This window comes from Methylobacterium sp. J-072 (genome assembly GCF_022829425.1).
Taxonomy (GTDB): Bacteria; Pseudomonadota; Alphaproteobacteria; order Rhizobiales; family Beijerinckiaceae; genus Methylobacterium.
Genome location: NZ_JAKSYK010000051.1, coordinates 40,568 through 63,436, shown reverse-complemented (window position 1 = coordinate 63,436; position 22,869 = coordinate 40,568). Strand labels below are relative to the sequence as shown.

The 22,869-nt window shown below is 70.6% G+C and carries 22 protein-coding genes; 10 read left to right on the top strand and 12 right to left on the bottom strand.

From position 1 onward, the window contains the following. Positions 1-388: 388 nt before the first annotated feature. Positions 389-1,606 (top strand): zinc metallochaperone GTPase ZigA, encoded by a 1,218-nt coding sequence (gene zigA, locus MKK67_RS04810; protein WP_243962523.1) that lies wholly within the window; start codon positions 389-391, stop codon positions 1,604-1,606. A gap of 604 nt (positions 1,607-2,210) precedes the next feature. Here zigA and MKK67_RS04805 read toward each other — a convergent pair. The 3 genes from MKK67_RS04805 to MKK67_RS04795 form a co-directional block, all read right to left on the bottom strand. Further along, positions 2,211-2,837 (bottom strand): MarR family winged helix-turn-helix transcriptional regulator, encoded by a 627-nt coding sequence (locus MKK67_RS04805; RefSeq protein WP_243962522.1) that lies wholly within the window; start codon positions 2,835-2,837, stop codon positions 2,211-2,213. A gap of 85 nt (positions 2,838-2,922) precedes the next feature. Then, positions 2,923-3,312, bottom strand: coding sequence for a response regulator (locus MKK67_RS04800; RefSeq protein ID WP_243942436.1), 390 nt, complete (start codon positions 3,310-3,312; stop codon positions 2,923-2,925). A 133-nt stretch (positions 3,313-3,445) separates the two neighbouring features. Next, the gene (locus MKK67_RS04795) at positions 3,446-4,714 is read right to left on the bottom strand and encodes an adenosylmethionine--8-amino-7-oxononanoate transaminase (RefSeq protein ID WP_243962521.1); all 1,269 of its coding nucleotides are present in this window, start codon (positions 4,712-4,714) and stop codon (positions 3,446-3,448) included. A gap of 139 nt (positions 4,715-4,853) precedes the next feature. On the opposite strand from MKK67_RS04795, the gene MKK67_RS04790 reads away from it, so the two are divergent. Next, positions 4,854-5,021 carry a hypothetical protein gene (locus MKK67_RS04790; RefSeq protein ID WP_243962520.1) on the top strand — a complete coding sequence of 56 codons (168 nt, stop codon included), beginning with the start codon at positions 4,854-4,856 and terminating at the stop codon, positions 5,019-5,021. A gap of 60 nt (positions 5,022-5,081) precedes the next feature. Here MKK67_RS04790 and MKK67_RS04785 read toward each other — a convergent pair whose 3' ends face one another. The 3 genes from MKK67_RS04785 to MKK67_RS04775 all read right to left on the bottom strand — a co-directional run bounded on the left by MKK67_RS04785 (position 5,082) and on the right by MKK67_RS04775 (position 7,822). Beyond that, complete coding sequence (locus MKK67_RS04785) at positions 5,082-6,296, bottom strand: MFS transporter (protein WP_243962519.1); 1,215 nt, start codon at positions 6,294-6,296, stop codon at positions 5,082-5,084. Positions 6,297-6,307: 11 nt separating this feature from the next. Beyond that, positions 6,308-7,174 (bottom strand): NAD(P)-dependent oxidoreductase, encoded by an 867-nt coding sequence (locus tag MKK67_RS04780; RefSeq protein ID WP_243962518.1) that lies wholly within the window; start codon positions 7,172-7,174, stop codon positions 6,308-6,310. 63 nt (positions 7,175-7,237) lie between these two features. After that, a complete protein-coding gene (locus tag MKK67_RS04775; RefSeq protein ID WP_243962517.1) occupies positions 7,238-7,822 on the bottom strand; it encodes a TetR/AcrR family transcriptional regulator in 585 nt (194 codons plus the stop codon). A 387-nt stretch (positions 7,823-8,209) separates the two neighbouring features. On the opposite strand from MKK67_RS04775, the gene MKK67_RS04770 reads away from it, so the two are divergent. The 3 genes from MKK67_RS04770 (at position 8,210) to MKK67_RS04760 (ending at position 10,793) form a co-directional block, all read left to right on the top strand. Beyond that, the gene (locus MKK67_RS04770; RefSeq protein ID WP_243962516.1) at positions 8,210-9,343 is read left to right on the top strand and encodes an aminotransferase class I/II-fold pyridoxal phosphate-dependent enzyme; all 1,134 of its coding nucleotides are present in this window, start codon (positions 8,210-8,212) and stop codon (positions 9,341-9,343) included. Positions 9,344-9,415: 72 nt separating this feature from the next. After that, positions 9,416-9,925 (top strand): OsmC family protein, encoded by a 510-nt coding sequence (locus tag MKK67_RS04765; protein ID WP_243962515.1) that lies wholly within the window; start codon positions 9,416-9,418, stop codon positions 9,923-9,925. A 13-nt stretch (positions 9,926-9,938) separates the two neighbouring features. Beyond that, positions 9,939-10,793, top strand: coding sequence for a class I SAM-dependent methyltransferase (locus MKK67_RS04760; protein WP_243962514.1), 855 nt, complete (start codon positions 9,939-9,941; stop codon positions 10,791-10,793). Positions 10,794-10,805: 12 nt separating this feature from the next. On the opposite strand, the gene MKK67_RS04755 is transcribed toward MKK67_RS04760, so the two are convergent. Continuing rightward, the gene (locus tag MKK67_RS04755; RefSeq protein ID WP_243962513.1) at positions 10,806-12,401 is read right to left on the bottom strand and encodes a gamma-glutamyltransferase family protein; all 1,596 of its coding nucleotides are present in this window, start codon (positions 12,399-12,401) and stop codon (positions 10,806-10,808) included. 121 nt (positions 12,402-12,522) lie between these two features. Here MKK67_RS04755 and MKK67_RS04750 point away from each other — a divergent pair, with 121 nt between their 5' ends. Beyond that, a complete protein-coding gene (locus MKK67_RS04750) occupies positions 12,523-13,974 on the top strand; it encodes a carbohydrate porin (protein ID WP_243962512.1) in 1,452 nt (483 codons plus the stop codon). 46 nt (positions 13,975-14,020) lie between these two features. After that, complete coding sequence (locus tag MKK67_RS04745) at positions 14,021-15,556, top strand: cation:proton antiporter (protein ID WP_243962511.1); 1,536 nt, start codon at positions 14,021-14,023, stop codon at positions 15,554-15,556. A gap of 217 nt (positions 15,557-15,773) precedes the next feature. Here MKK67_RS04745 and gshB read toward each other — a convergent pair whose 3' ends face one another. Together gshB and MKK67_RS04735 are read right to left on the bottom strand one after the other, a co-directional pair. Continuing rightward, the gene (gene gshB / locus MKK67_RS04740; protein ID WP_243962510.1) at positions 15,774-16,730 is read right to left on the bottom strand and encodes a glutathione synthase; all 957 of its coding nucleotides are present in this window, start codon (positions 16,728-16,730) and stop codon (positions 15,774-15,776) included. Between the two features lie 46 nt (positions 16,731-16,776). Next, entirely contained in the window at positions 16,777-17,070 is a 294-nt protein-coding gene (locus tag MKK67_RS04735; protein WP_243962509.1) for a hypothetical protein, read from the bottom strand. Positions 17,071-17,471: 401 nt separating this feature from the next. On the opposite strand from MKK67_RS04735, the gene MKK67_RS04730 reads away from it, so the two are divergent. Then, positions 17,472-17,672: a hypothetical protein gene (locus tag MKK67_RS04730; protein ID WP_243962508.1), complete on the top strand. Its 201-nt coding sequence runs from the start codon at positions 17,472-17,474 to the stop codon at positions 17,670-17,672. 43 nt (positions 17,673-17,715) lie between these two features. Continuing rightward, entirely contained in the window at positions 17,716-18,561 is an 846-nt protein-coding gene (locus MKK67_RS04725; protein WP_243962507.1) for a hypothetical protein, read from the top strand. Positions 18,562-18,568: 7 nt separating this feature from the next. Here MKK67_RS04725 and MKK67_RS04720 read toward each other — a convergent pair whose 3' ends face one another. The 3 genes from MKK67_RS04720 to MKK67_RS04710 are packed head-to-tail and all read right to left on the bottom strand — an operon-like array spanning position 18,569 to position 22,192. Next, positions 18,569-19,195 (bottom strand): hypothetical protein, encoded by a 627-nt coding sequence (locus MKK67_RS04720; RefSeq protein ID WP_243962506.1) that lies wholly within the window; start codon positions 19,193-19,195, stop codon positions 18,569-18,571. Next, positions 19,183-19,887, bottom strand: coding sequence for a DUF1214 domain-containing protein (locus MKK67_RS04715; RefSeq protein WP_243962505.1), 705 nt, complete (start codon positions 19,885-19,887; stop codon positions 19,183-19,185). Before MKK67_RS04715 ends, MKK67_RS04720 begins: the two co-directional genes overlap by 13 nt. Before the next feature lie 4 nt (positions 19,888-19,891). Continuing rightward, positions 19,892-22,192, bottom strand: coding sequence for a transglycosylase domain-containing protein (locus MKK67_RS04710; RefSeq protein WP_243962504.1), 2,301 nt, complete (start codon positions 22,190-22,192; stop codon positions 19,892-19,894). Between the two features lie 170 nt (positions 22,193-22,362). On the opposite strand from MKK67_RS04710, the gene MKK67_RS04705 reads away from it, so the two are divergent. Further along, the gene (locus tag MKK67_RS04705) at positions 22,363-22,854 is read left to right on the top strand and encodes a YcgN family cysteine cluster protein (RefSeq protein ID WP_243962503.1); all 492 of its coding nucleotides are present in this window, start codon (positions 22,363-22,365) and stop codon (positions 22,852-22,854) included. The last annotated feature ends 15 nt before the right edge of the window (positions 22,855-22,869 follow it).

Below are 22,869 nucleotides of genomic sequence, written 5' to 3'. Positions count from 1 at the left end.
CATCGTCGTCCCGCCACCAGAACGGCACACGCTGGCCGCGCGCGGCCACTTCGTCCAGGGTTTTTCGGAGTACAGTGAAGCCGAAACGCGCGCTCTCCCTCCCCCCTCTGCGGGGGAGGGTACCCTGCGCAGCAGGGGGGGCACACGACGGCGCGCAGCGTCCGTCCGATCGACCTGTGCCGCTGGCGCGGCGCTTCGTGTGCTGGGTCCCGGATCAGGTTCCGCCTCGCTTCACCTGTCCGGGAAAAGGGCGCGCGTGATCTGCTCGGGAGCGCTGATCCCACGACGCGCACGGGGCCAAACTCCTTGAAAGCGCTGGCCCCTCGACACTTCACAGAGCCTTCCAGCGACGGTTGACTTTGAAACGTTATAACGTTTTTCTCAGGCCATGACCAAGCCCGATCCCCGCCTTCCCGTCACCGTCCTCTCCGGCTTCCTCGGGGCCGGCAAGACGACGCTGCTCAACCATATCCTCAACAATCGCGACGGCCGCCGGGTCGCCGTGATCGTCAACGACATGAGCGAGGTGAACATCGACGCCGACCTCGTGCGGGCCGGCGGCGCAGACCTGTCCCGGACCGACGAGACGCTGGTCGAGATGACCAACGGTTGCATCTGCTGCACCCTGCGGGACGACCTGCTGGACGAGGTCCGCCGCCTGTCCGAGGCGGGGCGGTTCGACTACCTGCTGATCGAGGGCACCGGCATCGCCGAGCCGCTGCCGATCGCCTCGACCTTCTCGTTCCGGGACGAGGCCGGCCGCTCGCTCTCGGATCTCGCCCGCCTCGACACGATGGTGACGGTGGTCGACGCGGTGAACCTGCTCAAGGATTACGGCTCGGCCGCGTTCCTGCGCGAGCGCGGCGAGACCTCCGGCGCCGAGGATACCCGCACCCTGGTCGACCTGCTGGTGGAGCAGATCGAGTTCGCCGACGTGGTGGTGATCAACAAGGCGCAGGACGTCTCGGCGGAGCACCTCGCCCTGGTCCGCGCGGTGGTGCGCGGCCTGAACGCCGATGCCCGCATCGTGGAGACCGATCACGGGCGTGCGCCCCTCGACGCGATCCTGGAGACCGGGCGGTTCGACGAGGAGAAGGCGCAGGCCCACCCGCTCTGGTTCAAGGAGTTGTACGGCGCCCACGCGCACGTGCCGGAGACGGAGGAATACGGGATTTCTTCGTTCGTCTACCGGGCCCGGCGGCCGTTCGATCCGGAGCGGTTCAACGCCTTCGTCAACGCGACCTGGCCGGGGCTGATCCGGGCCAAGGGCCATTTCTGGCTGGCGACGCGGCCGGACTGGGTCGGGGACTTTTCGCTGGCGGGCGCCGTAGCGCGCGTTTCGGCGATGGGGTTCTGGTGGTCGGCCGTGCCGCGTCGGCGCTGGCCGGAGGCGCCCGAGTTCCGCGAGCGACTCGACGCAGTCTGGAGCGAAATCTGGGGCGACCGCCGCCAGGAACTGGTGTTCATCGGCACCGGCATGGACCGCGACGCGCTCACCGCCGCCCTGGATGCCTGCCTGGTGGAGACCAGCGAGGAGGCGGCGTTCGACCCCGAAGCCTATCGCCACCTGCCGGACCCGTTCCCGGCCTGGAAGCGCGCGGCCTGAACGGACGGGCCACCAAATTCACCCCTTGCGTTCGGTCGTAAGCGTCAGAAACGCCACGCGTTTTCCCTCTCCCTTGGGGCTATCGGATTGCCACATCCCCGGATGTGACGCAGGTCCCCTCTCCCGTGCGGGAGAGGGACAGGGTGAGGGATCCGAGCTTTCCGGAAAAACCTGGTCCCTCACCCCAACCCTCTCCCGCACGGGAGAGGGGGCGCATCGCGGTTTGCAAGGGCGGTTGCGCCTCGAACCTGAGCCGCTGGGCACTCACATCACCACACGTGCGGGGCACCTGAACCGGAACCGGGTTTTCCGGCATCGTCCTGCGACAGGCTCATCCCGAAAGGTGGCAACCACCGTTCGGGATGATGCTTTTGAGGCTCTCAGAGCCTGTTTGACCGGTTTTTCCCCGTCTCGACCTCATCCTGAGGTGGCGTAGCGGAGCGGAGCCCTCGAAGGAGCCCTCCAGCCAGCCGCGCGATCCCTGGAGGGCTCCTTCGAGGCTGCTGCGCAGCACCTCAGGATGAGGGGAGATATGAGGATATCCGTCGCTCGGAACCGTCTTCCAAACGAGATCTCAAGCGAGATCGCGAAATCAGACAGGCTCTCAGATAGAAAGCGCCTCGGCCTCGTCCTCCGCCTCGATCTCGGCGTCGACCTCGGTGATCTGGCCCGAGGCGCCGGCCGCCTCGGCGAGGCCGCGGGCGGCCTTGCGCAGGAGCTTGCGCAGGCGGCGCCGGTCGGTCTTGTCGAGATGGTCGAGCAATTCGGCCTCGACCTCCTCCTGGATCCGCTCGATCGCCTCGGCCTTGGCCAGGCCGGCCTCGGTGAGCTGCACCCGGACCACCCTCCCGTCGCCCGATTCGGCCCGGCGCTCGACGATACCGAGCGCGGCCAGCCGGGTCACCGTCTTCGAGGCGGTGGGAGGCCGCACCCGCAGGAGGGCGGCGAGGTCGCCCATCGTCATGGTGCCGGCCGCGGCCAGCGCCTGCACGACCTGTTCCTGCCCGGCGAACAGGCCGAGCTTGGCGAGGCGGTCGCCGGTGCGGGCTCGGTGCAGGCGGGCCGCCTGCACCAAGGCCCAGCCGACGCTGCGCACGCCGGGCGGTCGCATCTTCTTGGAGGAACTCTCCGACGCGCCCGCATCCTTGATCTCACGATCGCGTTTCTGCTTGTCGCCCACCGGAGCGCCCGCATCTATGCCGGCGGCCGCCGGACCATCCTGAACTTGCACCGTCCACTCCCGTCCCACGGCCGCGTCAGTTCCTGTGGCGCGAGCCGGTGACGATGCGATGACGGGGGCCGAAAAGGCGCTCCGCTCAACAGGGCATCAGGCGCTTGAGCCGGTCGAGGATGTCCTCGCCCGTGCAGGGCCGGGCGATGAAGTCGGCGTGGGACGGCATGCGGGCTGGGTCGGGAGCCGCCCGTCCGGACACGATGAGAATCGGCAAGTGCGGCCGGGCCTCCGCCACCGCGCTCGCCAGGTCGAACCCGTCGGTCTTTCCCGAGAGCTGGACGTCCGTCACCAGCCCGCAGATATCCGGTCGCGCCTGAAGGATGCTGAGCGCCCGCTCGGCGGAGGCACATTGCACCGTGTCGTAGCCGCCATCCTCCAGCACGTCCCCGAGGTCCATGATCGTCAGCGCCTCGTCCTCGACGAGGAGGATCACCGGCCGATCGCCGCCCGAAACCGTCTGCTCGCTCGCCACTGTGTACTCCCTCCGGCAGCGTCCGACCGCGAGGGCCGCCGTACGCGTTGTCAGCCGTGAGCCCAACGGCAGAAACGGTTCCGGGTTGCAGGCCGGCGTGGCGACAGCTCGCGGGATCGTGTGGCGGATGCGCTCAGGCGAGCGCCGCGGCCTGCCCGGGAACGACGGCCACGACCGCTTCGATCAGCCGGTCGAGATCGCCCATCGGGATGGTCAGGGCGGGGGTCAGATAGACGATGTCGCCGAACGGCCGCACCCAGACGCCCCTGTCGAGGAAGGCCGCCTTGAGGGACGCGAGGTTGGGGGCGCGGGCGAACTGCACCGCCCCGATGGCGCCGAGGGTCCGGACATCCGCTACCCCGGGCAGCCCCTTCAGCTCGGCCAGCCCGTCCGCGAGGCGGTCCCCGATCACTCGGGCCTCATCGAGGCGCGGCTCGGTCTCGAACAGGTCGAGGCTGGCATTGGCCGCCGCGCAGGCCAAGGGATTGGCCATGAAGGTCGGGCCGTGCATCAGCGCCGCGGCCGGATCCTCGGACCAGAACGAATCGAACACCTCCGTCCGGGCGATCGTGGCGGCGAGCGCCATGGTGCCGCCGGTGAGCGCCTTCGACAGGCACAGGATGTCCGGCACGATCCCGGCCTGCTGGCAGGCGAACAGGCTGCCGGTGCGACCGAACCCGGTAAAGATCTCGTCGGCGATGAGCGGCAGGCCGTGGCGGCGGGCGAGGCGCGCGATCGTCGCCAAAACCTCCGGCGGATGCATGACCATGCCGCCCGCGCCCTGGACCAGGGGCTCGACGATCACGGCGGCCAGCGTTTCGCGATGGGCGGCGAGCGCCGCGTCGAGCGCCTCGGTCTCGGCAAGGCTCCGCGGCAGGTCACAAAAAACCTGGCTGGGCAGGTAGGCGCCGAAGCGGCGATGCATGCCCTCCTCAGGGTCGCAGACCGACATCGCGCCCATCGTGTCGCCGTGATAGCCGCCCCGGAAGGCCAGGACCTTGGTCCGGCCGCTCACCCCGCGGTTGAGCCACATCTGGGCGGCCATCTTCAGCGCGACCTCGACGGCAACCGAGCCCGAATCGCTGAAGAAGACGTGGTCGAGGTCCCCCGGCAGCAGCGCCGCGAGCCGCGCCGCCAGCCGCTCAGCCGGGGCATGGGTCAGCCCGCCGAACATCACGTGCGGCATCCGCGCCAGCTGGTCGGCGACGGCCTGGGCGATGTGCGGATGGTTGTAGCCGTGCACCGCAGTCCACCAGGAGGCGATGCCGTCCACCAGCTCGCTGCCATCGGCCAGCACGATGCGGCTGCCATGCGTCGCCACCGCCTCCAGCGGCGGCGGCGCCAGCCGCATCTGCGTGTAGGGCCGCCAGAGATTCTTTTTCGAGGGTCGATCGGACGTCATGGCGGAGGGATGGGCGGCTTGGCGGGGGTGGTCAAGCGGAGCGCCCCCTCTGGTTTCGGGGTTCCGCGACGCATATCCTTCACGTGCCAGAGGCGTAATCCGTGATGACAGCACGATGCCAGCTCGGGAGCCTGCGGGAATGAGCTGGTCGGATCTTTATCTTATGGCCCTCGGGCCGGTTCTCGCCCTGGCCGTGGGCCTGTTCATCTACCTCTCGGCGACGATGGGGCCGGCGAACCGCGCGCAGAAGACGCCCAGCGCCGGGGAAAAGCTTCGTCCCGTGCCGGAGCGCGTTGAAGGTCGATAGCGCCCCCAAGCCAATCCGCGCCGCAGCGCCCAGCCTCCAGGGCACGATCAACAACCTTCGTCACGCCCCCCAGCCACCAACCCTGAAGCCATGAAACTTCGCCCGCCATGTCGTCGCCAGTGCGAGGATGGCTAAGGGCAGCAGCGTCCAGGGAAGGAGGTCGGCACCGGCCCCGTCCACCACCAATCCGCCGACCACGCCGCCGCCCGCAACGGCCAGGTTGAAGACGGTGACGAAGATGGATTGCGCCACGTCGGCCTGCTCGCCGGCGCTATCGGCCAGCGCCGTCTGCAGCAGGGTCGGGGCGCCTCCGAAGGTCAGGCCCCAGACCACGACGCCGACCAGAACCAGGATCGAAGATCCGTGCGACAGTCCCAGCAGCAGCGCCGCGGCCGAGAAGGCGGCGAGGCTCAGCAGCGTCAGGGTGCGCAGGTGGCGGTCCACCAGCACGCCCGTCGCCCAGATGCCGACGACCGACGCGGCCCCGAACACGAGCAGGATGAGATCGACCCGGAGATCGGTTCCGGTCGTGCCGAGGAACGGCGCCACGTAGGTGTACAGAATGTTGTGCGCGAGGATCCAGGCGAACAGCGCCAGCAGGACCGAGCGGATGCCCGGGATCGCGAAGACCGCTCGCACCGGCACGCGCTGATCCGGCGCCTGGCCGGGAAAATCGGACACGCCCAGCCGCACCCAGGCGAGCAGGAGCAGGGCGACCGCGGACAGGATCCAGAAGACCAGCCGCCAGTCGGACAGGCTGCCGAGCCAGGCACCGAGCGGCACGCCGAGGGAGAGCGCGATCGGCTGGCCGACGCCGACAATCGCGAGCGCACGGCCCTGAAGATGCGGCGGCGCCAGGCGCCGGGCATAGCCCGCGACCAGCCCCCAGACGACGCCCGCCGCCATGCCGGCGATGAAGCGTGCGGCGAGGGTCAGGCCGAAATCTGCGGAGACGGCCGTCACCGTGTTGTAGACCAGCAGGCCGGCGATCGCCAGGAGGAACAGCAGGCGTCGGTTCCAGCTGCGCGTCGCGGCGATCACCGGAATGGCGGCGACGACCGAGCCCAGCGCGTACAGCGTCACCGTCTGGCCCGCCACCGCCTCGGAGACGCCGAGGCCGGAGCCGATCTGCGGCAGCAGGCCGGCCGGCAAGGTCTCGGTCATGATGGCGAGGAACCCCGCCACGGTGAAGGCCAGGAGCTGGCCGATCGGGAGGCGTCCGGAACCGGCCTCGTCTGCCACGGTCGATGGGTGCACGGTTTCAGAGACCGTCATCGGAGCCTCCATCACACCAGGAAGGACGCGGCGATGTCCTTGCCGCCATGGCTGGCCTCCGCCGCCCGCCGGAAGCGGGCGAGACCGGCTTCAGCCAAGTCGGCGCGGATGCTGGTCCCGGCGAGCGCTTCGATGACCAGCCCGGCATCCTTCAGCCCGTTCGCGACGGAAAAACTGGTGGCGTAGTCGCCGTTGAGCATCGCGCCGCCCTTGGCCTGGACATAGGGGCTGTCGAGCGGTCCGCCGGTCACGGCCTCGATCACCAGGGCTGGATTGAGACCGAGCGCCTGGGCGATGGCAAGCGATTCGGCCGTGCCGTGGGTGAGCGCGAACACGAACGCGTTGAGGGCGAGCTTGAGCCTGCTGGCCCCGCCCGGCGCCTCGGAGACCCAGAGCGTGCGCTGGCCGATGGCATCGAAGACGGTCTGGGCCTCGGGGCGCCGGCTGACCGGCCCGGAGGCGAGAACCACCAGCCGGCCCTGCTCGGCAGGCTGGCGGGTGCCCTGCACCGGCGCATCGTAGAGGACGAGGTTATTTTCGGCGGCGAAGCCCGCGAGCGCCTCGATCGCGCCCACGCCGACGGTGCTGAGCTGGAGCCAGATTGCCTCCTTGGGCAGGCCCGGCAAGGCCGCCACCATGGCTTCGCGCACGGCGGGACCGTCTTTCAGAACCGTCACGATGATATCGGCGTCGCGAACCGCATCGGCCGCCCGATCGACCGGCTCGGCGCCGTCCGCCGCGAGGGCGCGGGCCTTCTCGGGCGACCGATTCCAGACGCGGACGCCAAATCCCTTGCGGGCGAGGTTGCGGGCCACGGCGGCGCCGATCAGGCCGGTGCCGAGGACGGTGACGGACACCGGCGGCTTGCGATCTGTCATGGGGATCTCCTATTCGCGATAATTTTGGAATATTTGTTCCATAATGAGCTAAAAAAGGGGGCGCTACGTCAGCGCCGCCAAGGTCTGGTCGATGACGGCGATCAGCTTCGTGCGGTCCTGTACGGGCGTCGTCTTGGCTAGCACTCGCAAGCCCTGCACGGCGTTGAACACGAACAGCGCCAGGATCTCGGCATCCGCGGTGGCGCGGATCTCGCCCGCGTCCTGGCCGCGCCGGATCGTCTCCGCGATCCCGCGGGTCAGGATGCTGAAATTGTCGCGCACGAGTTCGGCCACGCGTGGGTCGCGACCGGACATCTCGATGGCGCTGTTGGTCGCCAGGCACCCGCGCCTGTCCGATTCGGCGAGATCGGCCTCGACGATGCCCTCCATCAGGTCGCGCAGCCGCGCCAGGGGCGAGCCCGGCTGGCGGAGCTGATCGACATGGTCCTGCGCGCGCCGCTGGTAGCGCCGCAGCGCCTGCTCGAAGAGCCCGGTCTTGCTGGCATAAGCCGCGTAGAGGCTGCCGCGCCCGAGGCCGGTGGCGTCGACCAGCGCCTGCGCCGAGGTGCCCTCGAAGCCGGTCCGCCAGAAGGTCTCCATCACGGCGTCGAGGACGCGCTCCTCATCGAATTCTCTCGGCCGGGCCACACGCCGCTCCTGTTCTGGAATGACCGTACCATAATTACGAAGATGCTCATGTCAATCGGCGCGGCGGATCCCGGATGTCATAGACGCGTGAGGATCCACACCGTCATCCCGGGGCGCCGCAGGCGAGCCCGGGATCCAGAGCCGCCGACGTCGCAAGCACATGATCTGACAGTGTTTCTGGATCCCGGGCTCCGCTTCGCGGCACCGGGATGACGGGGTTGTTGTCGGAGCGGTTTCCGCAAAGACCCTGCGCCACAAAGCAAGCAGGACAGTTCGCTGCCCACCCTCCTTCGCAAACATCTTGATAGGGCTCGGCTATCAGTCTGGGTCCATCCTCGGCCCCACCACCTTGACATCCACTGCCGCCACGGCCCCATCACCCACCCGATGGACAGCCTCGCCGCCTTCGCCCGCACCAAACTCGACGCCCTGGAGGCCGGCAGCCTGCGGCGGCGGCTGACGCCCACTGAGCGCGGCTCCGGGGCCGCGGCAGCGCGCGGGGGCCGGGCGCTCGTGTCGTTCTCCTGCAACGATTATCTCGGCCTGTCGCACCACAAGCGGGTGGTCGCCGCGGCGCAGAAAGCGGTCGCGGCCTACGGGGCCGGGGCGGGCGGGTCGCGGCTGGTCACCGGCGACCATCCGGTTCTCGGGGCGCTGGAGGATCGGCTGGCGCGACACAAGGGCACCGAGGCCGCCCTGGTGTTCGGCAGCGGCTATCTCGCCAATCTCGGGATCACCCCGGCGCTCGCCGGGCGCGGCGACCTCGTGGTGCTGGACGCGCTGTCTCATGCCTGCATGTGGGCCGGGGCACGGCTGTCGGGCGCCAAGGTGCTGACCTTCCGCCACAACGATCCGGGCGATCTGGCAAAGACGCTCGCGGAGCACCGTCCGCACCACGCCCGCGCCCTGGTCCTGACCGAGCGGGTGTTCAGCATGGATGGCGACCGGGCGCCGCTGGGCGACATCCTGGGCGTCGCGGACCAGTTCGACGCCTGGACGCTGGTGGACGACGCCCACGGGATTGGCGTGGTCGAGGACGGGCCGCGGGCGCCGCTGGAGATGGGCACCCTGTCGAAGGCGCTCGGCTCCTATGGCGGCTATCTCTGCGCCTCGCGGCCGGTGATCGACCTGATGACCAGCCGCGCCCGGAGCTTCGTCTACACCACCGGCCTGCCGCCGGCCTCGGCCGCCGCAGCGCTCGAAGCCCTGGCGATCCTGGAGGAGGAGCCGGCGCGTAGGGCGCGGCCGCTCGCGCTCGCCCGGCGCTTCACCGCCCGCCTGGGCCTACCCGAAGCCGAGAGCGCCGTGGTGCCGGTGCTGGTCGGCGACGCGCAGGCGGCGCTCGCCATCTCGGCGGCGCTGGAAGCCGCCGGTTTCCTGGTGGTGGCGATCCGGCCGCCGACCGTCCCGGCCGGGACCGCGCGGCTGCGCGTGGCGTTCTCGGCGGCCCACGACGAGGCGCAGGTCGATGCCCTGGCCGACGCGGTGGCGGCGCTGACGGGCCGCGCTTCCCGTCCCTGAGCGGGGCGCCTATACCGCGTCCCGGAGGCTCCCGCCCAAGAGGAGCCCGGGACACCGAGAGGACGACGCCCCATGGACGCCACCGCTTTGCGAGCCCTGCAGGCTCCGATCAAGGACCAGTACCGTTCGGCCCCGGATTCGGCGGTGGTCACCCTCAAGGCCCGGGGCACGCTGGACGACACCAAGATCGCCTGCAAGGTCGAGACCGGCCGCGCCATCGCGGAGGCCGGGCTGCACCCGGCCAGCGGCGGATCCGGGCTGGAGCTGTGCTCCGGGGACATGCTGCTCGAAGCCCTGGTCGCCTGCGCCGGCGTCACCCTGAAGGCGGTGGCGACCGCGCTGGAGATCCCGCTCCGGTCCGGCACGGTCAGCGCCGAGGGCGACCTGGATTTTCGCGGAACGCTCGGCGTCGACAAGGGGGCGCCGGTGGGCTTTCGCAGCATTCGGCTGTTCTTCGAATTGGACACCGACGCGCCGGAAGACAAACTCGCGCAGTTGCTGAAGCTGACCGAGCGCTACTGCGTCGTTTTCCAGACCCTGAACCACAAGCCCGACCTGTCGGTCGCCGTCATGACGGCCTGAGGGGAGGGCGGCGATGGCCGGCGGCATTACCCAGGCCGAGTACTGGAACGGCGAGGTCGGCACCCGCTGGGCCCGCAACCAGGCGGTGCTCGACGCGGTGTTCGCGCCGCTGACCGAGGCCCTGTTCGCCCGGGCGGCGCTCCGCCCCGGCGACTCCGTGCTCGATATCGGCTGCGGCTCGGGCGCCACGACCCTGGAGGCCGCCCGCCGGGTCGGGCCGCAGGGCGCGGTGACCGGCGCGGACATCTCGGCGCCGCTGCTGGCGGTCGCCCGGAGCCGCGCCGAGGCGGAGACAGGTGCCGCGCCAATCCGGTTCGTCGAGGCGGATGTGGAGACGGCCGATCTCGGGACCTACCGGCAGGCCCTGTCGCGGTTCGGGGTGATGTTCTTCCCGGACTCGGCCCGGGCCTTCGCCAATATCCGCCGGATGCTCGGTCCGGAGGGCCGGCTGACCTTCCTGTGCTGGCGGGCGCTCCCCGAAAACCTTTGGGTGACGGTGCCGCGCGAGGCGGTGGTGCCGCTCCTGCCCGAGATCCCGCCGCCCCCGCCGCCGGACATGCCCGGCCCGTTCCGCTTCGCCGCGGCGGACCCGTTGGTCGCGCTGCTGCGCGGGGCCGGCTTCGGGACCGTGGCGTGCGACGCGGTCGACCGCGACGTGGTGCTCGGCCGGGGCGCCACCGATGCCGAGGCGGCGGATTCCGCGGCGCATGTGGCGCTCAATCTCGGGCCGACCGCGCATCTCGTGCGCGAGGCCGAGCCCGATCTGCGCGCCCGGGCCGAGGCCGCGGTCACCGCGGCCCTGCGCCCGCACGCGAAGGGCGGCACCGTCAGCCTGCGCGCCGCCTGCTGGCTGGTCCAGGCGGGCTAGGGCCGCGCGCCTTCAGAACCCCAACGCGCCGCCATCCGAGCGCGGGTCGTGCATCGCCTCGATCCGCCCGTCCCGGGCGCGACGGACGAGCATGCCGGCATGGCCCAGCGTGTCGCTGTAGGGCACGCCGACCGGCTCGATCTGGTGGCCCATGCGCTCCAGGGCCGACAGGATCGCCGGGTCGAACCGATCCTCGACCTTCACGCTCAGCGAGGGCGCCCCCCAGGTCCGGCCGTAGAGCAGCCGCGGCGCCTCGACCGCGTCGGCGACGGAAAAGCCGTAATCGGCGTAGCGGCAGAAGATCTGCGCCTGGAATTGCGGCTGGCCGTCGCCGCCCATCGCACCGTAGGCCATGACCCGGCCGTCGTCGAAGGCGGCGAGCGCCGGGATCAGGGTGTGGAACGGGCGCCGGCCCGGCTCCAGCGGGTTCACGGAAGCCGGGTCGAGCGAGAACGAGACGCCGCGGTTGAGCCAGTCGATCCCGGTCCGCGGCAGCACCACCCCGGAGCCGTATTCCCAGTAGACCGACTGGATGTAGGAGACCGCCAGGCCATCCCGGTCGATCGCCCCCATCCAGACCGTGTCGCCGGGGGAGTCGCGCAGGGGCACGGAAGCTGCGCGCTTCATGTCGATGCGGGCGGCTTCCGTGGCGAGGAAGGCCGGCGCCAGGAACTCCTCCGGGTCATGGCGCAGCTGGCCGAAATCGGTCACCACCCGGTCGCGGACCGCGAAGGCCCGCTTCGTCGCCTCGATCAGCCCGTGATAATGCGCCACGCTCTCCGGGGCGGCGACATTCAGGCGGTCGAACAGGCCGAGGATGATCAAGGCCGCCAGCCCCTGAGTCGGGGGCGGGAAGTTGAACAGGGTGGCGTCGCGCCGGCGCAGGGTCAGCGGCCTGCGCTCGGCCGGCTGGTAGGCCTTGAGGTCGGCCCGGGTCACCGGCGCATCGAGGCGCTCCAGGTCGGCGCCGATCTCGTGGGCGATGTCGCCCCGGTAGAAATCCCCGAGCCCGGCATGGGCGAGCTGCTCCAGGGTCGCCCCGAGGGCCGAGAGCTTGCGGATCTCGCCCGCCGGGTAGGGCTTGCCGTCCTTGAGGAAGGTCGCAGCGAAGTTCGGGGCCTCGTACAGGGTGTCGCCCGCTTGCGGCTTGTAGCGCTCCTCGCTGGGCGAGACCGGCACGCCGTCGCGGGCCTGGGTGATCGCGTCGGCGAGCAGCACGTCGAGGGGCAGGCGACCGCCCAGCGCTTTGGACAGCGCCAGCGCCAGTTCCCAGCCGCCGACCGCGCCCGCCACCGTCACCATGGCGTCGGGGCCGCGCGCGGGAATCGTGTCGTAGCCCTTCTCCCGGTAGCGCTGGATCGTGGCGAGGCGCCCGGCCGGCCCGCAGGCCTCGATGCCGCGCACCCGGCCGCCGCGCTCGCGCACCAGCCAGAAGCCGTCGCCGCCGATGCTGTTCATGTGCGGGTAGACCACGGCGATCGAGGCCGCCATCGCCACCATCGCCTCGATGGCGTTGCCGCCCTGCGCCAGCACGGTCCGGCCGGCCGAGGCGGCGAGGTGGTGGGGGGCGGCGACGGCGCTGTCGGAGAAGACGGGAGTCTCGGGCATCGTGTGTCCTGTGGTGTTCCGGTCGCAGCGTTAGGCAAGAGCGCGGCCGCCGCAAGGTCCCGCGCTCCGCCGGGGCGGCGGCGTGCTAGACAGCGCGATGCCCGTCGCGCGGAAGCGGCCGATGTCGTTCAAGAATCTGCCCCGGTTCGCGATGGGCCTTGCCCTCGCCGCGACGCCGGCGGCGGCCCAGCAGCATGTGAAGACGGTCTTCGAGGGTGCGGGCGCCGATCCGCGCATCTCGGTCTCGCAGCCGGAGAGCACCAGCCAGGCCTCCGGCGGCTACGTGCGGTCGATCGAGCCTTCGCTGGGTCCCCTCGGCGATCCCTTCGGCCTCCGCCCGGTGCTGAAGGCGCGCGGCATCGAGTACAGCCTGACCTACATCGCAGACGTGCTGGGCAACCCGACCGGCGGCCTCCGCCAGGGGGCGATCGTCGAGGATCGCCTGAACCTGCGGCTCAACCTCGATCTCGACCGGCTTGCCGGCTGGGAAGGCGCGACCATCCACGCCAACGCCTATTTCATCCACGGCACCGGCCTGTCGCGCTATTATGTCGGCGACCTGCTGACCACGAGCGTGATCGAAGCGCTGCCGTCGAGCCGCCTCTACGTGCTGTGGTTCGACCAGAGCCTGATGGACGGGCAGCTCGGTCTCCGGATCGGCCAGCAGGCCGCCGACACCGAGTTCTTCGTCAGCCAGACCGCGACCCTGTTCGTGAACTCGACCTTCGGCTGGCCGGCGATCACCGGGCTCGACCTGCCGAGCGGCGGCCCGGCCTATCCGCTCTCGGCCCCGGCGATCCGCGCCAAATACGTGCCCGGCAACGGCTTCTCGCTCCAGGTCGGGCTCTATGACGGCGACCCGGCCGGGGCGAACCGGCCGGGCCAGGACCCGGAGGCGCAGCGGCTCAACCGCACCGGCACGAATTTCCGCACCAACGATCCGGCCCTGATCGTCGCCGAGGCGACCTACGCGTTCAACATCGAGCCGGGAGCCAAGGGCCTGCCCGGCGACATCACGCTAGGCGGCTGGCAGCATTTCGGCCGGTTCGACAGCCTGCGGTACGACATCACCGGCGTGCCGCTGGCCGACCCGAACGCCACCGGCATCGGCCGCCCGCTCCGGGGCAATGCCGGCCTCTACGCGATCTACGACCAGACCCTGTACCGGGAATCCGGCAAGGACGACGAGGGCCTCGGCTTCTTCGTGCGCGCCGCCTATTCGCCGACCCGCTCCAGCCTGGTCGACGCCTATGTCGATACCGGCCTCGCCTATAAGGGCCTGTTCGACGGCCGCGACGATGACACGATCGGCGTGAGCCTCGCCCATGCCCGGATCAGCGACGACGCCCGCCGAGCCGACCGGGACACGATCCTCTATACCGGCGTCCCGATGCCGCGGCGGCGGGCCGAGACGGTGCTGGAGGCGACCTACCAGGCGGTCGTGGTTCCGGGCTTCACGGTACAGCCCGATGTCCAATACGTGTTCCACCCGGGCGCCGGGGTGGCCGGCCCGGATGGGCGCCGCCTGCGCAACGCGGCGGTGCTCGGGGTGCGCGCGACCGTGCAGTACTGAGCCGGGCGCCCTGGAACGGTGGCGGTGCCCGCCCTCTTTCAGACTCATGGTGATCTTCGAGTGGGTTGTCGGCGTCCTGTTCGGCGCCGTCCTGTTGGCTGCGTTGGCGCGACGGCTGGGCGCGCCGTACCCGGCGTTCCTGGCGCTCGGCGGCGTCGGCCTCGCCTTCGTGCCCGGCGTGCCGAACCTGCGGCTCGATCCCGAGCTGGCGCTTGCCCTGTTCCTCGCCCCCGTCCTGCTTGATGCCGGCTTCGACGCCTCCGTGCGGGACATGAGGGACAATTGGCGCGCTGTGTTCGGCCTCGCGGTCGGCGCCGTGGCGGTGACGACGCTCGCCGTCGCGTTCGTGGCGCATCTCATTGTGCCCGACATGCCGATCGCGGCCTGCATCGTGCTCGGCGCCGTGGTCGCGCCGCCCGATGCCGTGGCGGCCCTGGCAGTGCTGAAGCATGCGCCGATGCCCCATCGGCTCGCTACGATCCTGCGCGGCGAGAGCCTGCTCAACGACGCCGCCTCGCTGATCATCTACCGGCTGGCGGTGGCGGCCGCGATGGCCGACGGCTTCCATCCGGCCGAGGTGGCCCCCGCCTTCCTGCTCGGCGTGGTGGCGAGCCTGGCAGCCGGCCCCTGCCTGGGCCTGGCCTTCGTCGCCCTGACCCGCCGCGTCACCGACCCGGCGAGCACGATCGTGATGCAGTTCGTCGCCGCCTTCGGCATCTGGCTGGCCGCCGAGAAGCTGGAGATGTCGGGGGTGCTGACCATCGTGACCTTCGCGGTCACGGTCGCCCGCCGGGCGCCGGGCATCACCGCGCCGCGGACCCGGGTGATCTCCTACGCGGTCTGGGACACGGCGGTGTTCGTGCTTAACGTCCTGGCCTTCATCCTGATCGGCATCCAGATCGACCCGATCCAGGACCGGCTGACCGGCGCGGATGCCTGGCAGGCGATGTTCCTGGCGGCGGCGATCTTCGCCACCGTGGTGGTGACGCGGATCGCCTGGGTCCTGCCGACGACCGGCCTCAAGGGCCTCGGCCTGCGTCAGGCGGGCTCCCGGGCGCGGTACGGGCCGGGGCTCGCTTTGTCCTGGGCCGGGATGCGCGGCATCGTCACGGTCGCGGCCGCCCTGGCGCTGCCGATGGAGTTTCCTCACCGGGACCTCGTGGTGTTCACCGCCTTCTTCACGGTGCTCGGCACGCTGATCGTCCAGGGACTGACCCTGCGGCCACTGCTCGCCTACCTGAAGCTGGAGGATGACGATCCGGTCGGGCGCGAGGTCGGCTGGGCGCGGGCCGCCGCCTACAAGGCCGCCCTCGAGAGCCTGTCCGAATCCGGGGACGAGCCGGCGATCGATTCGTTGCGCGCGGAGTTCCGCTCGGCGCTTGAGGAGGCCGAGGCCCATGACGAGGGTCGCGCCCCCGAGAGCCTGCCCTCGGACGCCGCCCGCCGCCGCTCGGTGGAGGCCGCCCGCAACGCGGTCCTGTCCCTGCGCCGCCAGGGCCGGATCGGCGACGACGCCTATTTTTTGCTGGAGGAGGAGTTCGACTGGGCCGAGCTCAACGCGACGCCGAAGGCCGAGACATGAGACGGGTCAGAACCTGTCTGACCGCGTGCGCTCAGTCGAATGGCGGTTCTGACCGACGCCTATCCAAATCTCCCCCTCATCCTGAGGTGCTGCGCAGCAGCCTCGAAGGAGCCCTCCAGAAGTCTCGGCGATCCCTGGAGGGCTCCTTCGAGGCTTCCGCTCTGCGGAAGCACCTCAGGATGAGGTCGAGGATGGGAAAGACTGACCAAACAGCCTCTCAGACACCTTTACGCGCCGCGACCCGGGCCTCGATTGCGTCCCAGACCGCCACCGAGAGGTCGGGGCCGCCGAGTCGCTGGATCGCTCGGATGCCGGTGGGGGAGGTGACGTTGATCTCGGTCAAATGGCCGTCGATCACGTCGATCCCGACCAGGATCAGGCCGCGCCGGGCGAGTTCCGGGCCGATCGTGGCGCAGATCTCACGCTCGCGCTCGGTCAGCTCCGAAGCAGACGCTGCACCGCCGCGGACCATGTTCGAGCGGATGTCGTTGGCCGCAGGCACGCGGTTGACCGCGCCCATCGCCACGCCGTCGACAAGGATGATGCGCTTGTCCCCCTCGGTCACCCGGTCGAGGTAGCGCTGGATCACCCAGGCCTCCCGGAAGGTGGCGGCGAACAGATCGAACATCGAGCCGAAATTCGGATCCGTCTCGGTCACCTTGAAGACGGCCGCGCCGCCATGCCCGTGCAGCGGCTTCATCGCCACGGTGCCGTGCTCCAGCCGGAACGCCTCGATCTCCGCCTTGTCGCGGCTGATCAGGGTCGGGGGCATCAGCTCGGGGAAGTCGAGCACGAACAGCTTCTCGGGCGCGTTGCGCACCTCGAAGGGGTCGTTGACCACCAGCGTCTCCGGATGGATCCGCTGCAGCATGTGGGTGGCCGTGATGTAGGCCATGTCGAAGGGCGGATCCTGGCGCATCAGCACCACGTCCGCCTCGGCGAGGTCGATCCGCTCCGGCGGCGTGAGCGTGAAATGCGCGCCCTCGACGTCCTGGACCGTCAGCCCCTCGACCCGTGCGGTCACGCGCCGGCCCTGCATCGAGAGCCGGTCCGGCGTGTAGTAGATCAGACTGTGCCCCCGCCGCTGGGCTTCCAGCAGCAGGGCGAACGTGGTGTCCCCGGCGATCCGGATATTCTGAATCGGGTCCATCTGGACGGCGACGGTCAGGCCCATCGAAAATGCCCCTCGCCAGCGGCGCGTGTCGGAACCGGAGGCAAGCTCAATCGTCGGACATCGACTTGCTGCCGGTGCGCTTGTCGTAATCGCCGATCGCCGAGCGGCACTCGGGCGAGAGACGCTTGCGGTTGCGCATCATGCACTTGTCCGCGTCCTGGCTGTTCGGATCGACACCAGCGCAGAGACGGAAATAGTCGTTCGCGCAGCCGAGCTGCAGCCCCTGGTCCTCGCGCTGGGCATAGGCGGGGCCGGCGGCGAGCGTGACGAGGGTGAGCGCTGCCGCGGCGAGGCTGCGACGGCGGTAGGCGTGCAGGGTGCGTTCCGGAACGAGTCGCATTCAGCGGTGTCCTCAAATCTCGATCGCGCGGAAAATCGATGCGGCGGTATCCCGTCCGCTTGGGTCCGGCATATCGGTCGCGCAGGGCGGTAGGCAAGCGCCGCAGCTCCGCATGGGTTCCCCGCGCCGAACGCCGCGCCAACGCCTCGCCCGGGTGTGGCCCCGAGGCCGCACGAGCCGGCAAGAAAAAAGGCCCCGTCCGCGATCGGACAGGGCCTCAGTCAAAGGGAGGAAACGCCCGCCATGGGCAAACGCGGCGTCGCAATTCGCGCGCCACATCCGCCGGATGGCCGGCAAGACTCCGTTAACCACGTCATGCTGAATGGTTTCTGTAGCCCTTGCCGACCCCCTCTGCAGGGCCCGGGCATTGCCGCTCGAGCCGCCGACAGGAGCCGGAGACCATGACCCCATTCAAGCCGCGGGTGACGCGCGCGCTCCGACCGCCGATGCCCGCCAACGACGCGCGGCAGGATGCGTCCGCGCTCCTGATCCCGTTTCCCAGCGCCGAGGCACGCCGGACGCGCCGCCTGCCGCGCGCCGACGAACAGCGCGGCGAGATCCTGTTCTTCCTCGGCGTGCGCTACGAGCGCCTCGCCTCCTGAGCACGGCGACCGGCCCGGCCGCGATGTTTCCGACGGTTTGATCATGCCTGTCCCGGACCGCCCTCGGCCGAATGTCCCGCCCAAAGCCGGGACGCGCACGAACCGCACCCGCAAGGCCTCCCGCCTCCTGCCCGCCGGCGCGGCTCTGGCGCTGCTCGCCGCCTGCACCCAGAGCGGCGATTTCGGCCGGCCCCGGACCGGTGTGTGGAACGGCCTGATCGACACCACCGGCAGCTTCTCCGCGCGGGATCGCGGCCGCCTGATCCTCGATTCCGGCCTCACCGACGACGAGCAGGCCCTGCGCGACCGCGCCTGGCGGTTCGTACAGCCGGCCAGCACCTTCTCGGCCTTCCAGGAGGCGCTGCTCGGGCTGGCGAGCGCGCACGCCACCCCGACCTGGCGGTTCGACGAAGTCGGCGCCTATTACGACACGCTGACCGCGGAACCATCGCGCTCGCCGGTCTCCCGCTATCGGCAGCTCGCCGACGACGCCACGGCCGATGCCCGCCTGATCCCGATCTTCACGGCGCTCGCCGCCCGGGTCATCGACGCGGATGCCGCGCGGCTGCGCAGCCTTCCCTATGCCAAGACCCTGGACGATGCCGACATCCGCCTGGCCGCCCAGCGCGTGGCCGAGAACCGGTGCCTGATCGCCTGGGTGCGGATCGAGACCGGCCTGCGCCTCGCGCGCTATCGCTACGCCCTGGAGCACCTCTTCGCCCAGGCGCCGGCGCCGGAATCGGTCTCGGCCGAGCGGTCCCTGGCCATGCTCGCCGCCCGCCGCAACCTGCTGGTTCCGCTGCTGCCGCCGGATGCGGCGGCGCGCTGCGGCCTCGAAGCTGCCATCGCGCCGGTGGCCGAGGCCCCGCCGCTCGTCGTCAAATACTGAGACGGCGCTACCGTCCGGCACCCTTATTGGTCGGATCCTTGCCCGCGGGCTCGTCCGTCTGCGTGTCGGTGGTGCAGGAGACGGCCTGGACCGCGGCGTTGGCGCCGGGCCGCTGGCTCGGCAGGCCGGCGATCACCCGCACGACCACGACGCCGCGATTGTCGGGCGCGACGATGCGCACGTCGCGGCTCGGGTCGTTCTCGTCGTCGTCGGCCAGCGCCTCGTCGTACTGGGCGCGGGTCAGGATCACGAGGTCGAGGGCGCCGCGCACCGCGGCCTGATCGGTCACCGCGTAGAAGGCGCCGCGCCGGGCATGGGCGGCCAGCGACAGCGAGAGCGGCCCGGTCCGGGCCGAGACGCGCATCGGCCCGTCGGCGAGATCGTAGGCGCAGACGCCGACCGCCACGGCCGGGTCCGGGATCGGCAGCCACGCCTCGGGCGGGGAGGGGTCGTCGCCGGTGGCCACGGTGTAGATCGGCTGCGGGTGATCCAGGTTCTCGCTGGTCCGGGCGCGCGAGACGGCATCCGTCTCGGACAGGCGCGGGATCGCCAGCACCGCGGCGATGTGCACGATCCCGGCGAGCACCAGCCCGATCAGCGTGGCGTAGACGAAGCGCAGGTTCACGACGCGCATCCCAGGCGGGTTATGGCCGGTACCGAATCCCGATCGAGCGAGCCGACACTGGCGGCGGCCGGCGTGTCGTAGAGGCGCAGCGCCAAGCGCACCGGGCCGCTCTCCCGGGGGCTCGGCAGCCAGTTGCCGGGCTGGACCTCGGGGGCGAGCACCACCGAGAACCGCCCGTCGGCCGCGCGCAGGATCTCGGTGGAGGTGAAGCCCTCGCGCACGGCCGGTCGCCCGGGCTCGCGGGCGCCGCGACCCGCGACCGTGAGGGTCCAGGCCCGGGCCGGCGGCGTCCCGCCGCCGATGCGATACGTACAGGTGGCGTCGAGCGCCCGGCCCTGGTCGTCGACCGCGGCGGTCAGCAGCAGGCCCTCGCCCACCGCCAGGGGGATCTCGCCGCGGCGGGCGTTGACGGCGCGGGTATAGGGATCGGCATTGGCCGCGCCGGCCCGGGGCCAGGCCGTCCAGGCGCCGACCTGCACGCCCCCGAACGGGTAGCCGCCCCGCGTCGCCCAATCGGCGCTGGCGAGGCCGACGACCCCGCCGAGCGCCAAGGCGTAGACCGCGAGACCGGCGATCGAACTCTTGCGCCAGACACGGGCGACGAGCCGGCCCGCGCGGCCGAGGGAGCGCGGCTGCGGCGCGGGTCGATCGTCTCCGGCCGCGGATCTGCGGCCGGGGTTTCCAGGGATCGCGAGCCTCATCGGATCATCGCAGCTCGATGCGGCCGCCGACGGACCGGGCGCCCTCGGCCATCTCGCGCGGCTGGGCCGGGGGGCCCGCGGCCCGGTCGCCGGGTTTCCGGTCGGTCTTCTGCGTGGCCTTGTCGCCGCCGCCGGCATCCGGCCCCGCCTCGCCGGCAGGCGCGCGCTCGACGGTGCGGAACAGGCCGTTGAGGCCGCCGATCACCTCGAAGGAGCGGCGCGAGAGCTTGCCATAAGCGCTGGCGTTGGGGTCGATCGGGGCGGTGGGGCCGCCCGACGCCTGCTGCTGGGCGGCGCGCGGGCTGTCCTTCAGGCCGGGCAGGCCTTTGATCTCGATGCCCTGGTGGGCCGGCTCCATCACGTCGTGCCAGAGCTGGGCCGGGAGCGAGCCGCCGGTGAGCTTGTTGGTCGAGGTGTGGTCGTCGTTCCCGAACCAGACCGCGCCGACGTAATTGCCGGTGTAGCCGACGAACCAGGCATCCCGGTAGGCATTGGTGGTGCCGGACTTGCCGGCGACCTTCACGCCTTCGAGCTGGGCGCGCTTGCCGGTGCCCTCCTCGACGACCTTGTTGAGCATGAAGTTCATGTCGGCCACTACCTGGGGCGACAACACCCGATCCGGCGGCTCGTCGGCGTGGCGGTAGATCACCTCGCCGGACGAGTTCTTGACCTCCATGGCCGCGTAGGGCTTGGCCTTGAAGCCGCCATTGGCGAACACCGCGTAGCCGGCGGCCTGGTCGATCACCGTCACCTCGTCGGAGCCGATCGGCATCGAGACCGTGTCGATCAGGTTCGAGGTGATGCCCATCCGGTGGGCGGTCTCGATGATCTTGGCGCGGCCGGCCTTGGCGGCCCGGGCCTCGTGGCTGATGCCCATGGCCTTGCCGAGCGCGATCGAGATCTTGATCGGGATCGTGTTGATCGACTTCGCCACGGCGAGCCACATCGGCACCCGGCCGGCATAGGACCGGCCGTAATTCTGCGGGCACCAGTTGCCGATGCAGACCGGGCTGTCGACCACCACGGTCTCGGGCTTGAACAGGCCCGAGGCGAGGGCGGCGGAATAGACGTAGGGCTTGAACGAGGAGCCGGGCTGGCGCAGCGCGTCGGTGGCGCGGTTGAACTGGCTCTCGCCGTAATCGGCGCCACCGACCATGGCACGCAGCGCTCCGTCCGGATCGAGGATCACCATGGCGGCCTCGTCCACGTCGAAGGCGTCGCCGGACTTGCGCAGGATGTCGGCGACCACGTCGTCGGCCCGCTTCTGGATCGCCAGGTCGAGGGGCGTCTTCACGGTGAGCACCCGGTCGCTGCGGAGCTTGCCCGCATCGGCCATGGCCTTGATCTCGCCGAAAGCCCAATCGAGGTAGTAGTCGGCGGTGATGTCCCGGGTGCGGGTCACCGGCGTCGCCGGATTGCGCAGGGCGGTCTGGATCTGACCTTCGGTGACGAAGCCGGCCTCGACCATGTTGTGCAGCACGTCGGCCGCGCGGGCGCGGGCGGCGGGCAGGTTGACGTGGGGCGCGTATTTCGTCGGCGCCTTGAACAGGCCCGCCAGCATGGCGGCCTCTGCGAGGCTGATGTCCTTAAGCGGCTTGCCGAAATAGTAATCCGCCGCCGCCACGGCGCCGAAGGTGCCGCCGCCCATATAGGCCCGGTCGAGATAGAGCTTCAGGATCTCGTTCTTGGTCAGATGGCTCTCCAGCCACAGGGCCAGGAACGCCTCGTTGATTTTTCTTTCGAGTGACCGCTCGTTCGTCAAAAAGAGATTCTTGGCGAGCTGCTGGGTGATCGATGAGCCGCCCTGCGTGCCGCCGCCGCCGCGCGAATTGTTGACCAGCGCCCGCAGGGTGCCGATCGGGTCGATGCCCCAATGCTCGTAGAAGCGCCGGTCCTCCGTGGAGACCAGCGCCTTGATCATGATGTCGGGAAACTCGTCGAGCTTGAGCGAGTCGTCGTGCTTGATGCCGCGCCGGCCGACCTCCGTGCCGTAGCGGTCGAGGAACGTGACCGCGAGGTCCTGCTGCTTCAGCCAGTTGTCGCTGGTCAGCTGGAAGGCGGGCTGCGCGAAGGCGAGCAGCAGCACCGCGCCGCCGGCCCCGAGGGTGACGGCCTCGCTGGTCAGGTCGAGGGCGAACCGCTTCCAGCCATGCACGGCGAACCGGCTCATGACCCGCTGGAAGCGCTCGTAGGCCGCGCCGGTGGACCGGCCGCTGTCGTAGAGGCCGGCATTGACCCAGGCATCGAACGCCAGAGCGGCGCGCTCGATGCGGATCTTGATCTCGGTGAGCGTCGGCAGGCGCACGATGTCGGACCCGGCTTGTCGAGCGCCTGCGCGGCGTGCCCATCCTTAGCAGGATCCGGAACGGTGGGCGAGGCTCTGCGCAGTCTCGCGATTCGTCGCGCCCCGGCCCCGCTTGCCCCGCGGCGCCGGCTCGGGCAGAGACACGCTCTTCCCGATCGCGAGATTGACCGATGTCCAAGCCCGAGGCGCTGCGCCGCGGGGTCGCCGAGCCGTTCTGGCGGACCAAGACCCTCGAAGCCATGACGCCGTCCGAGTGGGAGAGCCTCTGCGACGGGTGCGGCCGGTGCTGCCTGATCAAGCTCGAGGACGACGAGACCGGCGAGGTCCACCACACCGATATCGGCTGCACCCTGCTCGACGGCCTGACCTGCCGCTGCCGCGACTATGCCCGCCGCCAGAAGCGCGTGCCCGATTGTGTCCGCCTGACCCCGGAGGCGGTGCGCACGATCCCGTGGCTGCCGCCGACCTGCGCCTATCGCCTCGTGCGCGACGGCGAGCCGCTCTATCCGTGGCACCCGCTGATCTCGGGCCGGGCTTCGAGTGTCCACGAGGCCGGCATCTCCGTCCGCGGCCGGCTATCCGGCAACGAGGAAGAGTTTTCGGACGACGAGCTGCCGGACCGGATCGTGGCCTGGCCTGGTTCGGACCCGGACGAGCGCTGAGCTCAGCGCCGTCCT